We start from the raw sequence: 13,018 nt of genomic DNA, 5'->3' as shown, positions 1-13,018 counted from the left end.
AAATGAGCGCAACACTATATTACTGATATATAGAGTATCGAATAATTGGTTTGAAATAAGGCCTAATATTGTGGGTTAAATCTTATTTCACTATAAAAAATAAGATACCTGTTTCAATCATCCTTCGTCAATCTTTTATCCAATTAAATATCAAAAATTCTATAATAATTGTCTTTTGTTATCTTTATATCATACAAAATTCAAATTCAGTTTGAGGTAGCGATACTTTTTAGTGATTAATCTTGTTAAATATGCTCTTAAGGTAACTATCTTGTTCTGTTTTGCTTTATGGGTTTTATAAATGCTTACAGTGCTTATTTTGATGTGTGAATTTGTTTTTTTAGATTATATACAACAAAAAACCAAAGCCTTTTGCACTCATTCAGACAATTAGGCAAAATAGTCTTTTATTGGAATACGTTATAGCATCTAAATTTGACTATATTTGTCACTTTTTTATGTTTAGAACAAGGCTGTATTTAGGAGTTAAGATGCAGTGGAATGATTGGTCGATATTGCTTTCTGAAGTACTAGGACAATTTGCAATAGGTGCATTCATCATCATTGGTGGTGTAATGTTATCGGGTAAATTATGTTTTGGGCAACATGATCGTGTAATAAAAGTATTGCCCTTGATCAGTTGGTTATTAATTGCTTCATTGCTCATTCGTGAAGCGACTTTAATGATGATGCAATCAGGCATCAATGTAACAAATTCTAGTGCTGTTGTCTTTGTAATGGTGTTTGTCGCATTAACGTTAATTTACAGTTTGTGTGAAGATCGACTTCTTGGCAAAGAGGGGGCTCGAAAAGCGATAGTCGTTATTATGCTACTATGGAGCATAGCTTATATTATTGATATTTTAAGCTTTAGTGCGAATAAGGGTAATATTAGTAATGTAATGACAATCATTTTTAGTGTTGGTTTTGGTGGTAGCCTGTTAGCGCATGCTATGTTAGTGAAAGCCCAGCATAAAGTAGATCCATTAAATTTAGCATTACCCGTCTTTGGGGCATTTATTGGTATAGTTGTGCTCATTGTGGCGAGCTTAGATATCGCGACACTGATTGAACAAACGCAACATGGTATTTTGTTACCGTTTGTTTTACGTGTTATCAGTGTTGGATGTTTGTTTGTCGCGACCGGATTGTGGTTAATGTCGTTACTCACGAAAACAAAACCGGTGTTAGCGATGCTCGCATGTGCGTGTACCTTGGCTATTATTGCAAGTGTAACGATCAGTGGCAGCTTTTAATCGTTACTGGTTATGTAATATCGTTACATTGATTATGTTTTTTAATGGTTTGTAACGATATTGTTCTTTACACGAATGTTGATAAACGAAACAATCAAAGCCAAGAGATAGCAGATTTTTGAGCTTTAACTAAAATGACTATAATACGAACGATAATTGTGGGAAGTGTTGTTCAGTCTTAATGAGATTTTTTCTTGTGATGATCTCAAAGTGACATAATTATGAATAAAGGAAATTATTAGGAATTATGGCTGAAAAGAAAACCAATCCGTTAAATGAAATTATTTTTAACGTCGTTGTTCCATCAATCATTTTAATGAAAATGAGTGGTGATGATCGCCTTGGCTCAGTAGGAGCACTGTTATTCGCTTTAGCTTTTCCTGTGGCATTCGGTAGCTATGAATTATTAAAAAAGAAGAAATTCAACTTTATTGCAATACTCGGTATTGTGAGCGTATTACTTACTGGTGGGATTGGTGTCTTAGAACTAGATACCCAATGGCTTGCTGTTAAAGAAGCGTTGATTCCTGGTATTATTGGTGTTGTTGTTCTTGGGTCAACCTTTACTAAGTATCCTATTGTTACTAAAATGATTTTCAATGATAGTATTTTAAACTTAGGTCTTATTAAGCAAAAACTAATGGAATTTAACCAGCAGCAAGCATTCGATCGTTGCTTAGTTCAATCCAATTATTTATTCGCGAGTACGTTTGTTTTCTCATCTATTATGAATTATGTTTTGGCAACGGTTATTGTGACGAGTCCTGCTGGAACGGAAGCCTTTAATGAAGAGCTTGGGCGAATGACATTATTAAGTTATCCCGTCATTGCTATCCCATCAATGCTAATGATGATGGGAATATTCTATTTTGTTTGGCGTCAAATTCGTAAAATGACCAAACTTGAAACAGTACAAATATTTAAAACACAATAAATAATAACGTTAAAACAAAATCTAACCAGTGATGTTATTTAGCATCACTGGTTTTTTTATATTTAAAAATCTTAATTATAAGATATCTTAGATTATTAAAGCAGCCTTGCAATGAGTACGTCATAATGATGTTAATACTGATTATTGGAGGGTAATATGAGGCCATTCTCGTTACTCTGCACATTGTTTCTAACAATTGCATGCTCATCTGCTGATGTTGCTGAACTAAATAAAAGTACCCATGTTCATGATGATGATTGTGGTAAATATTTGGCCATTAAAGATAATGACTATTTTAATGAATTTATATCTTTTCAATTACAACAGGTTAATGAATTAAAAGGGGAAATTACGAATGATAATATGGATGAGTTACATAAAGCCTTATATCAATTTGAGGCGCATTGGTTAACGTTAAAAGAAGATCGTTATAATGCTTGTCAGCGTCACGCTAATTGCACAGAATTAGAACGCCAATATAACCGGAATATTGAACGGCAACCTCGAAATAGAATCATTTCTTCATCGAAAAAAATGTGTCAGAAAAGTGATTTTGAATATGCTATAAGTCGTATAAAAATGGTAACTTTTTATACTGATGTTGAGCGTTTAGAATTGATTCGTCAAAAATAATCAAATAAATCACGTTGTTAATTAAGTGGTAATTCTTTTATTATCAATGTGTTAATTTATTTTGTTTGTCTATTATTATAAATATTATTAACTATAAGATTTAATTCGTATTAAATACTATAGTTAATACAATGGTATTTATAGGGTTACTTACCGTAATATTAGTAAAGAATATACAGTGTTTACATTATCGTTAATTGGGGGTGTTTTTGTTGTCATCTTTGGGATTAGCGAAAATGCATGACAATACGATTTAGAAATAAACATTTTTAGTGAAAGATGATCATAAGTAGCTAACGAGACAACAAGGTCATATTTGTCAAAAAAGGGGATCAACTTTTCCGATGAGTTAGGTGAAACTTGGCTTTTAGTGACATTTACGTGCCCGTAACGTTGGTTGTAGTGTGATTTATATGCAACATTTTGACGTTTGCGTAAATTTTAATCGCGAATTATCACAACTTTATAACTTGTTTGAGGTATTGTTAATACTATCGTGTAATGTTGTTAGTGGATTTGTATTGCAATGTAATCAAAAAATCAATCACTTATTAGCTGAAAACAGTTAGTTAAATTTGTTTTTAATAGATATAAAGGTTAATTATGGAAATTTTACTCACCGTATCATTTATTTTTGGTGCATTTTATATTATCTTGAAAGAGAAAAAGAGATGCTCCAAGTCCGTCGATTATTCCAAAGATAGTTTATAATCTTATGTGTATAAATAAGTATTATAGTTATTATTAACGAATGATATGATAAAAGTACCAAATGGTACTTTTATATCTTATACAGTAATACATTATTATTATAATATTATATTAATTAATGGGTTTTTAATTGTTTACGGTTGAAAGTTATGAATATTATTATTGTTGAGATGAACTATTTCAGTTAATATTTAGAACATCATGTGATTTAAACCGTTAGAGTAATATTATAAATATAATGAGTAAGATATATAAACTAAGAGCGTGGCTTAAAAGTCAATTATTGACTAAATACTCTAACATTATGACTATAGTTGCTATATTAATAGTCATTGTCACGTCTACAGGCTTTACATTATTTTCTCATTACTTTGCAAAAGTACAAATATCATCGACACTTGACACTATTGCAAGTAACTCAATAGGTGATTATAGAAATACTATTGGTAATTATCATGATTTTATGGAATCAGTCGTAAGTAATATTAATTTTGACTGTGGAATTAGCGATAAAAAGGTATTAGAAAAAAAAGCATATAATAATTATAATATTAAAAAGATTGATGTTGAAACGAACAAAAAAAATAAATGTTCAAGTTTTTCTGATAGTAATTTTGTTGAACCACAGTACGATACTGTATTTATAAAGAGTTTTAATAATAATCTTTCTTTATGGGTGAACTCAAATAAAGAAAATGGAAATTCAATATTATCATTGGTATGGAAAGATGTGCGTGGTCGTGTATCTATTTATTTTGAGCCAAGAATTTCTGACATTATGCGTAATCAATATTGTGATAATTGTATATTAAGTGTAATTACAACATTAGATAATTATGAGAAAGAAATATATTTTCATCATGATATAAATAATTTATCAAAATTACCGCCTTTAAATACTAAAGTGTTTAATAATGGGGTGGTTTTAAAAAATCATGTTGATCCTAAATTATTATCAGTTATTTCTATGGATTTAAAACCACTATTATTTATCGTTGGTGCTTTCTTTGGGATGATTGTTTTTCTTATTGTTAATTATTATATTAAACGCAAGTTATCACTACATTCGTTAATTTTGAAAGGTATAACACGGAAAGAGTTTATTCCCTACTATCAACCTATCATTGATGTATATAAGAATGAAATGTACGGTTGTGAAGTACTGGTAAGGTGGTGGTTTAATGGAAAAGAATTAATATTACCGGATGATTTTATTCCTTATGCTGAAAACAGTGGTTTAATTATTGATATAACAGATGTATTACTTGAAAAAACATTAATGCAATTAAGCTCAGTAAATTGGCAAGATAGTTCAGCTATTATTAGTATTAATATGATACCTGGGCAATTAGAAGATAAACAGCATATGCGAGAGGTTGTTGATCTGATTATTAAATCATCTATTTCACCAAAGCAGATTGCATTTGAAATCACAGAAAGAATGTCTTTCTCTGATTTAGATAAAGCAGCAACAGTGATTGATTATTTAAAAGCTCAAGGCATTAATGTGAAGTTAGATGATGCTGGTACAGGTTATGGCAGTTTTAGTTACATACAACATTTTAATTTACAAAGTTTAAAAATTGATAAAATGTTTGTTGATACCATTGGTACTCATGATCATAAATTATTTGTGTTGGATTCAATTATTGCCTTTGGTAAAAAAGCGGGCATGGAAATGATAGCGGAAGGGGTTGAAACAAAACAACAATCTGATTATTTACTACAAAATGGTGTTTATCTTCAACAAGGTTTTTATTTTTCTGAGCCGCTAAAATTTGAACAGTTCTGTATTTTTGTTGAACAAAATAAAAGAAAACATTAAATAAACACCTTATACACTTTCAATGAGTAAAGAGAACCGATATAAGGTGTTTTTTGTTCAATGATTAATGATTTTTGCTATTCCAGTTCTCAACCAAGTTTGAAATCGCTTGTTGTGCCTGTTTCCATTCACGAGTATGCATTAACGCACTGAATTCAGGTGTGGATTGTTTTAATAAGTTAGTAAGAATAGGGACTTGTGCTTGCGGTAATCCATCCAGTGCTTGTACTGCGCCTTCACGATTATTACATAGCATTACCATATCACAGCCAGATTGTTGAGCTGCAACAGCACGTTCACTGTAATTACCTAATACGTCGGCACCCTTCATATTTAAATCATCAGAAAAGATAACACCGTTGAAGCCTAAATCTTGACGAAGCACTTGTTTGAGCCAATATTCAGAACCACTTGCAGGACGTTCGTCATAGGCATCAAATACCACATGTGCAGGCATAATTCCTTGCAGCTTATTGTTACTGATTAAATGACTAAATACTGCCATATCATGGTGTTTGATATTATCACGTGAATCATAAGGTGTTTCGAGGTGAGAATCAGCAATAACGCCACCATGCCCAGGGAAATGTTTACCTGTTGCAGCCATACCCGCCATTGTCATACCGTCAATAAATGCTGATGCATAACGAATAACCTCAGCAGGCTTATCTGAAAAAGCGCGATCGCCAATGGCTTTACAGTCAAAGCCCAAATCTAAAACAGGCGCAAAGCTGATATCAATATCCATTGCTAATAATTCAGCAGCCATTAGCCAACCTCCCGTTGTAGCAAGAGCGATACCATTATTGGCTTCAGCAAATGCGCGAGCTGGCGGTAATAACGTAAATTGTTCTCTGAAACGCTGAACACGGCCACCTTCTTGATCAACGCCAATAATCAATGGTCGCTTTGCCGTTTGGCGAATATCTTTTATTAGTGCTCGAAGTTGATCACGATTATCATAGTTACGGGCAAAGAAAATGATGCCACCCACTGTAGGATGTTGAATAATTTCACGTTCTTCTGCATCAAGTTCATAGCCTGAAACATCAAGCATTAAAGGTCCCATTAAAGGTACTCCGACAAACAAATAGAGCGAATAAATTATCATAATTTGTCGTAACCGCAATTTCTAATCTGGATTTTATTGTATTTATGTAACCGTAGCGACAAAAAGCAACTACGTGATCAATCTCACTTTAGTTGGTAATTAAATGTAATTTTATTTTTCTGTATGTGAACTAAATCGTTTTAAGTGCGACTCGGCTTCATATAGACTACCCATTATTGAAAATTGACGTGGGATCAATAATGTCTTTGCTTATCGCTATTGCTTTAACAACGGGTATTCTTTCTGGGATCTGGGGCTGGGTTGCTGTTTCTCTTGGTTTACTTAGTTGGGGCGGTTTTTTGGGATGTACAACATATTTTGCTTTACAACGCGATGGTATTAAAGGGGTAGGGCTAAGTATAGCGACAAATCTTAGTGGCGTATTCTGGGCAATGGTAATTATTAAATTATCTTCAGTGATTAATATGGAAATTGTGGGTTATATTATCACCGCCTTAGTGGCATTTATGATGTGTGCCCAAGCGAAAAAACGCTGGTTAAGTTTTATTCCCGGTACATTTATTGGTTCATGTGCAACATTTGCAGCAGCAGGTAATTGGCAGTTAGTTATTCCGTCTCTTATTGTTGGTGTGATTTTTGGTTATTTGATGAAAACAACGGGCATATGGTTACATTCAAAAATGTCACCGAATTATGAGTAAATAACTAATAACTAATAACTAATAGGTTATAAGTATTGATAGTGAAACGCAGAATATGCTTTTAACTAGAAAGAGCCAATATTCTGCGTTTTTATTTGGTCTAAAAAATACGTTACCCAAAGATTGGAACAAAAATACCTTCATGATGAGTACAATAATTTTTAAGTCTCGGGCGATGGTTATCTTTAGTTGCGAGTACACAGACACGTAGACCTTGCTGGACTAGGTTTTCTGCTAGCGTTTGTATATTAGTGTGATCACAACGTTCACGATCAGCATCACGTCGACATAGATCAACAAACACCTCGGCAACATCATTGTGGTAAAGGACATATTCTGACTGCTGCATTAATCGTAATGCTTTAAGGCTTAATAGCTCGGGATCATGAGCTGTTTCAATAAGATAAAGGCTGCCGCTACCACTGTTACTAGGCTGTTCAGTTAACAGTTGTTGGAAAGCGGTTTCTAAGGCTTCATCAGTGCGCGCGTTTTCGACGACGGTTAAGCGAAAGAATTGTTCCCAAAATTTACGTCGTTCATCAACAGTTGTGAAATGTTGCTTAATACGTTGGCGCTGTTTACCTGAAAATGTCGCAACTAAACTTAAATTTTGAGGTAAGTAAGTCTCTAAACGTTCACGTAAGTAACGCACCAATACCGGTGATGCTCCACCGCTAGATATTGCAACTTGAATAGGAGAGCGATCAACCATAGACGGTGTAATAAAATCGCAAAATGTTGGGTCATCAACAACATTGGTCCAGATTTTTAATGCGTTAGCATCATGGTAAATTTGATGATTAAGCGTCGATGAGTCTGTTGTTGCCCAAACTTGATCAGTACCTTCTAATTGTGAAGATTGATAAGGCTGATTAATGTGCGCAATTAACTGCTGCTTGAGTAACTGTTGTAAATGAGGGTGCAGTTGTGGTGATACAACCGTAACGTTAGCATGTGCTTTTAATAATAAATCCACTTTGCGACAAGCAACTTCGCCCCCACCAACAACTAAAATTTGTTTATGATTTACTTTTAGAAATATCGGAAAGAAATCCATTTAATAATATCCATTCTAAATATCAACGTAAGTCTATTATTACGTAATACTGCTTGATGGCAATATTGTATTTTTTATTATCCATAAATAGAGTGTATAAGTTAATATTTATTACCAGTTGATTCTTCTTCGGGATAAAGCAATAACAATAAGTATAGCGAAAGTCGTTAGTGGAATATTTCCAGCTGCTGCTGAGTGAGTGGAAACTAATAATGAATTAATATCTTGATCTTGAGGATAGTCATCAACGACAGTGAATGGATCGTGCTTGTAATCGGGAGCAGTATTGTGTATGGCGAGTGAAAAGTCAGATAAGTTATCATATTGTTTAATATAAGCTTCAAGCCAAGGACGCAGTGGGGCTAATTCTGTGTATTGACCATGAAGTTGTTGGTATTGGTGGGTAGGATCATTGAGACGATCTTGACATTGTGCACCATTACTTGTGATCCCAATAACCCGTAGTCCAAAATCATTATCGGCGGTTTTTTGTGGCTCCTGCCAAATTAAAGGCCCACCGGAATCACCGCTACATACATCTTTAATTAAACCATCGATATTAGAATCAGCACAAACAATATGCGAATGTTCAGCGCGTAAGCCTCGACAAAGGTGATCAGGCACGCCTGCTAGCGTAATGAGTTGTAATTGTGCTGGATAATTAATGCCAGATTCAACATTGGTTTTTCCCCAACCAGAAGCAATCAGGTTGGCGTCTGAATTTTGATATGTTACCCATTGATTTGAAAATATATTATCGGCTGTTTGTTGCTCTGCTATTGAAGTAATAAGTATGGGTTTTGCCACAGTGAGCAAAGAACGGTCAACACGAATCAAAGCAATATCGTTAGCAAAGATAGTCTCATTGTAATTCGGATGGTTTATTTTATGCGTAATATTGAACTTATTTTTAGGGTTCAATTGCTGAGAATATTGTTGCGGAATAGATGAAATACCCGCAATAACCTGCTCAATATGATCCTTGTTACAATGAGCTGCGGTTATCAACCAATATTCACTAATAACAACAGCACCGCAATATACATCGGTTCCATTTGATGATGTTAATGCCGCTTGCCATGGGAGTAATAATGGCGCGTAAAGAGAGGCGGGATTACTGTTTATTGTTTTTGGAATTGCTTGCGCAGCATATGCGGGATGGGAAATATAACTAACGGTAATGCAAAGTAATAACAGTAAATTACGTATTGTGCGCTTTAAATGACGTAATGGCATGATAATCCCTTATTACTACTGTTATTTTAAGGGTAGTTATCGTATGACTGAATTGTGATCAAGCTTGAATCAAAAATAAGAATGTTGCCTAATGATAGCCAATAATTGTTAACTCGATAACGGAAAACAAACAGATTATTGGTTATGATAGCGCCTTATATTTTTACGTGTATTTAGGGATAAACAGTGTTTAATCAATATATTGGATTTGGTGTGGCGGGTAATTTTGCGGGACATTTAGAGCAAGCGGGTGAAGCCGCAGATTTTATTGCTGTTGAAGTCAAAGAAACTATTCAGCCTAAGGCTATTTTCCCTTTTTATTTACCTAATATTGATTCTGGATCACTAGCAACCTACCCATTATCAGCAACAATCATCACGCCACCTAATGATGCGGATAACCTTCAAATAGAGCCTGAAGTTGCCCTTGTTTGTGATGTTGTATATGCCACCGATATTGATGGTGTAACCCAAACAGTGACGGCATTGATCCCACGTCAATTTGGTGCTTATAACGATTGTTCTATTCGTAAGCCTAATGCAAAAAAGATCAGCGAAAAGAAAAATTGGGGTGTCAACAGTAAAGGTATTAGTGATCACCTTATTGATATCGATCACTTTACTACTGGCGGCATATTAGACCGTTACCGTATTGCGAGTTTTCATTGCCGTGATGGTGAAATTCACCGCTATGGCGAAGACAGTGCAGTGGTGGGTTATAGTTACTTTCATCACACATTGCTAGATTGGATCATTGAGCGAATGAACCACCAGCAAGATATCGGCCCGACAGAAAATATTGCTCAACTTCTTGAACAAAGTCAGTATCCAACCCAGGCGGTGATCAGTATTGGTGCCACACGCTATACGCCTTATGGTGAAACCCATTTCTTACAAGCGGGTGATAGTAGTATCGTTGTTGTTTATGATGGTAGCCGCTATAGCGCTAGTGAAATTATGCAAATGGCAACCACGCATGAGTTCTCTGATGATGGTATGTCAGTATTAATTCAGCAAGTTACTATATTGTAGCTTGTAGCTTGTAGCTTGTAGCTTGTAGCTTGTAGCTTGTAGCTTGTTATTTCTTATAAATGTGCAATTCCAAGGATCTGAAGATAATGACTGATTTAGTGTCTGATACTGCTGTAGTTATTGAAGCAGATTCGATTAGAATGGAATGTTTACAGGCAGTACGAGCACTAAATCTCCCTGATTGGTTTATTGCGGCAGGGTTTGTGCGTAATGCTATTTGGGATCATCTGCACAGTTTACCAATGACGCCACTTAATGATGTCGATGTGGTGTATTTTGATCCAGATGATTGCTCATTAGCGACTGAAGCGCATTATGCCTCATTATTACATCAGCGATTACCGCATGTTAATTGGGAAGTGAGAAACCAAGCTCGAATGCATGTTAAGCATCAACATCCGCCTTATCAAAATAGTGCCGATGCTATTGCTCGTTGGGTAGAAGTCCCTACTTGTGTTGGGGTTCAGTTAACGACAGATAATTGCTTAGTTTTTACGGCGGCTTATGGGTTAGAGCATAACTGGTCATTACATGTTAGCATCAATCCACATTACCCAAGACCTGCCGTTTATCAACAGCGTATTCGAGACAAAAAGTGGCAGGCCTTGTGGCCAAAGTTAATGATAATGACTGCGGATTATTCCTAAGGACTGTTTCATGATATCGCCTGTTAATAATATCGTCTCTGCTGCATGGCTCAATCAACAATTATCTGATGCCATGTTAGCGGCATCAATTGTCGTATTGGACGCCAGTGCATTTATGCCTGATGTTCCTCGTGATCCCCAACAAGAATTTATTGATATTCGCATCCCAACCGCGCGTTTTTTTGATTTTAACCATCAAATAGCGGCACCGAATACTGATTTACCGCATATGCTGCCATCCGCTGATTTGTTTACCACTGAAGTTGCCAAATTAGGGGTGAATAACAGCAGTCATGTGGTTATTTATGATAGCCAAGGGATGTTTTCAGCACCACGAGGATGGTGGATGTTTAAAGCCATGGGCCATGATAATGTGTCAGTGCTTGATGGTGGTTTACCCGCTTGGTTAGCCGCAGGTTATGCGACACAAACAGGTGCACCACAAGTGAGCCTTGTGGGTGATTTTTGCGCAAAGTTTCGTTCTAATTGGGTGATTGATGCAGATACGTTGTGTCAAAAGTTGGATGATACCAATCTTCAAATCATCGATGCGCGTCCCACGGCACGTTTTTTAGCAACGGTGAAAGAGCCTAGGGTTGGACTCCGTAGCGGCCATATGCCAAACGCTAAAAGTTTGCCATTTGGTGAGCTATTAATGAATGGTCATTTTTTACCTGTTGCACAATTAAAGCAAAAATTTGATGCCTTGAGCACTAACGAACAACGACTTATCTTTAGTTGTGGTTCAGGTGTAACGGCTTGTATTTTAGCATTAGCTGCACAAGTTAGTGGGCGTGACAACGTCACTGTTTATGATGGCTCATGGACAGAATGGGGGGCAAATGAAAAGTACCCAGTGGTTAAATAATAACTGAGTCCTTCTCACTAGAGCGGATCATCCACGGCATTCAATAATAGTATTTAGCATAGGCTTTTAGTGATATTTCGTTCACTAAAAGCCTTTTTTTATCTCTGGTTTTTCATCTTTAATTGCACGATGGTTAAGATTGTTCCGCAATATAGCCATTATCGTTAATGATTTTTTTTGCATCATCTGACGTTAAAAATTGAATGAATTGTTTAGCATTAGTTGATAATCCTTGTTTCTTATACATAATTAGAAATGGACGTGCCATTTTATATTCGCCAGAACGAATATTGTTTATGTTAGGAGTAACACCATCATAAGATAATGGTTTAATTGAACTATCGACTGAGCCAAAGGATAGATAGCCAATGGCTTGTTGGTTACGAGCAATTAAACTTTTGACCATGCCATTGGTACTCACCACCAGCACTTCAGGATTAATGTCTGATACGGTAAACCCTGCAACATTCTTAGTAAGTTCCATAAAGTGTTCAAATGAAAAGCGCGAGCCTGAAGCATTTTCACGACTGACAACCGCTATTTTTTCATTATTACCCCCCATTTGCTGCCAGTTTTTGGTGACACCATGATAAATATTATCAATTTGAGCGCGAGTAACATTATTAACAGGGTTAGTCGGGTTCACGACGAGCGCAATACCATCATGCGCTATCGGGGTAATGGTATAGTTATCATCAAGTTCATTCGCATTAACAATACGTGAACTCATGCCTATTTCAGCCGTACCCGTTTGAAGCGCGACAATCCCCGCTGATGAACTAATACCTTGTACATTAATTTTACTGTCGGGGTGTTTTATTAAATAGTGCTCAGCCAGAATATCCATAACATGGCTGACTGACGTTGAACCTGCAACAGTAACGGTTTCATTAGCGTGGGCACTCAATGCCATTGTTGTACAGAGTGCCCATAAAGTAGTTGCTTTGGTTAGCATGCTTTATTCCATTAATTGAATGATAAGCAAATATGTTATTACGCTTATATGACGTTAATGTGAAACTCAAACCTTGATTTTATGTACTTAA

12 protein-coding genes are annotated in these 13,018 nt (G+C 35.5%); 8 read left to right on the top strand and 4 right to left on the bottom strand.

Translation table 11 applies throughout. The features are described from left to right. Positions 1-491 precede the first annotated feature (491 nt). The 4 genes from BTO21_RS14125 (at position 492) to BTO21_RS14110 (ending at position 5,359) form a co-directional block, all read left to right on the top strand. Positions 492-1,256: a hypothetical protein gene (locus BTO21_RS14125; protein ID WP_045027272.1), complete on the top strand. Its 765-nt coding sequence runs from the start codon at positions 492-494 to the stop codon at positions 1,254-1,256. Between the two features lie 247 nt (positions 1,257-1,503). Beyond that, on the top strand, positions 1,504-2,190 hold the full coding sequence (locus BTO21_RS14120) for a VC0807 family protein (RefSeq protein ID WP_045027271.1): 687 nt from the start codon (positions 1,504-1,506) through the stop codon (positions 2,188-2,190). 156 nt (positions 2,191-2,346) lie between these two features. Then, positions 2,347-2,823: a hypothetical protein gene (locus tag BTO21_RS14115; RefSeq protein WP_045027269.1), complete on the top strand. Its 477-nt coding sequence runs from the start codon at positions 2,347-2,349 to the stop codon at positions 2,821-2,823. Positions 2,824-3,838: 1,015 nt separating this feature from the next. Further along, positions 3,839-5,359: an EAL domain-containing protein gene (locus tag BTO21_RS14110; protein ID WP_162270852.1), complete on the top strand. Its 1,521-nt coding sequence runs from the start codon at positions 3,839-3,841 to the stop codon at positions 5,357-5,359. Positions 5,360-5,423: 64 nt separating this feature from the next. Here the strand turns inward: BTO21_RS14110 and nagZ are convergent, their stop codons facing one another. Continuing rightward, the gene (nagZ, locus tag BTO21_RS14105) at positions 5,424-6,428 is read right to left on the bottom strand and encodes a beta-N-acetylhexosaminidase (protein ID WP_045027265.1); all 1,005 of its coding nucleotides are present in this window, start codon (positions 6,426-6,428) and stop codon (positions 5,424-5,426) included. Positions 6,429-6,670: 242 nt separating this feature from the next. Here nagZ and BTO21_RS14100 point away from each other — a divergent pair, with 242 nt between their 5' ends. Then, the gene (locus BTO21_RS14100; RefSeq protein ID WP_045027263.1) at positions 6,671-7,132 is read left to right on the top strand and encodes a DUF1097 domain-containing protein; all 462 of its coding nucleotides are present in this window, start codon (positions 6,671-6,673) and stop codon (positions 7,130-7,132) included. 112 nt (positions 7,133-7,244) lie between these two features. On the opposite strand, the gene BTO21_RS14095 is transcribed toward BTO21_RS14100, so the two are convergent. After that, on the bottom strand, positions 7,245-8,189 hold the full coding sequence (locus BTO21_RS14095) for an NAD(P)-dependent oxidoreductase (RefSeq protein ID WP_045027262.1): 945 nt from the start codon (positions 8,187-8,189) through the stop codon (positions 7,245-7,247). Positions 8,190-8,300: 111 nt separating this feature from the next. Beyond that, entirely contained in the window at positions 8,301-9,425 is a 1,125-nt protein-coding gene (locus tag BTO21_RS14090; protein WP_045027260.1) for a S1 family serine peptidase, read from the bottom strand. Between the two features lie 186 nt (positions 9,426-9,611). Here BTO21_RS14090 and BTO21_RS14085 point away from each other — a divergent pair, with 186 nt between their 5' ends. The 3 genes from BTO21_RS14085 to BTO21_RS14075 all read left to right on the top strand — a co-directional run bounded on the left by BTO21_RS14085 (position 9,612) and on the right by BTO21_RS14075 (position 11,972). Then, positions 9,612-10,457, top strand: coding sequence for a DUF5718 family protein (locus BTO21_RS14085; protein WP_045027259.1), 846 nt, complete (start codon positions 9,612-9,614; stop codon positions 10,455-10,457). An 86-nt stretch (positions 10,458-10,543) separates the two neighbouring features. Then, positions 10,544-11,104, top strand: a complete 561-nt coding sequence (locus BTO21_RS14080) for a nucleotidyltransferase family protein (protein WP_052672603.1) — start codon at positions 10,544-10,546, stop codon at positions 11,102-11,104. A gap of 10 nt (positions 11,105-11,114) precedes the next feature. Next, complete coding sequence (locus BTO21_RS14075) at positions 11,115-11,972, top strand: sulfurtransferase (protein ID WP_045027255.1); 858 nt, start codon at positions 11,115-11,117, stop codon at positions 11,970-11,972. Positions 11,973-12,105: 133 nt separating this feature from the next. Here the strand turns inward: BTO21_RS14075 and BTO21_RS14070 are convergent, their stop codons facing one another. Beyond that, entirely contained in the window at positions 12,106-12,927 is an 822-nt protein-coding gene (locus BTO21_RS14070; protein ID WP_052672602.1) for a phosphate ABC transporter substrate-binding protein, read from the bottom strand. Positions 12,928-13,018: the final 91 nt, after the last annotated feature.

Origin of the sequence: Photobacterium phosphoreum, assembly GCF_002954725.1 — a bacterium.
Taxonomy (GTDB): domain Bacteria; phylum Pseudomonadota; class Gammaproteobacteria; order Enterobacterales; family Vibrionaceae; genus Photobacterium; species Photobacterium phosphoreum.
This window is presented reverse-complemented; position numbering and strand designations above follow the sequence as displayed.

Bases quoted from the DNA above. Each gene is read 5' to 3' on its own strand.
- BTO21_RS14125 (WP_045027272.1), top strand. From the start codon at position 492: ATGCAGTGGAATGATTGGTCGATATTGCTTTCTGAAGTACTAGGACAA.
- BTO21_RS14120 (WP_045027271.1), top strand. From the start codon at position 1,504: ATGGCTGAAAAGAAAACCAATCCGTTAAATGAAATTATTTTTAACGTC.
- BTO21_RS14115 (WP_045027269.1), top strand. From the start codon at position 2,347: ATGAGGCCATTCTCGTTACTCTGCACATTGTTTCTAACAATTGCATGC.
- BTO21_RS14110 (WP_162270852.1), top strand. From the start codon at position 3,839: ATGACTATAGTTGCTATATTAATAGTCATTGTCACGTCTACAGGCTTT.
- nagZ (WP_045027265.1), bottom strand. From the start codon at position 6,428: ATGGGACCTTTAATGCTTGATGTTTCAGGCTATGAACTTGATGCAGAA.
- BTO21_RS14100 (WP_045027263.1), top strand. From the start codon at position 6,671: ATGTCTTTGCTTATCGCTATTGCTTTAACAACGGGTATTCTTTCTGGG.
- BTO21_RS14095 (WP_045027262.1), bottom strand. From the start codon at position 8,189: ATGGATTTCTTTCCGATATTTCTAAAAGTAAATCATAAACAAATTTTA.
- BTO21_RS14090 (WP_045027260.1), bottom strand. From the start codon at position 9,425: ATGCCATTACGTCATTTAAAGCGCACAATACGTAATTTACTGTTATTA.
- BTO21_RS14080 (WP_052672603.1), top strand. From the start codon at position 10,544: ATGACTGATTTAGTGTCTGATACTGCTGTAGTTATTGAAGCAGATTCG.
- BTO21_RS14075 (WP_045027255.1), top strand. From the start codon at position 11,115: ATGATATCGCCTGTTAATAATATCGTCTCTGCTGCATGGCTCAATCAA.
- BTO21_RS14070 (WP_052672602.1), bottom strand. From the start codon at position 12,927: ATGCTAACCAAAGCAACTACTTTATGGGCACTCTGTACAACAATGGCA.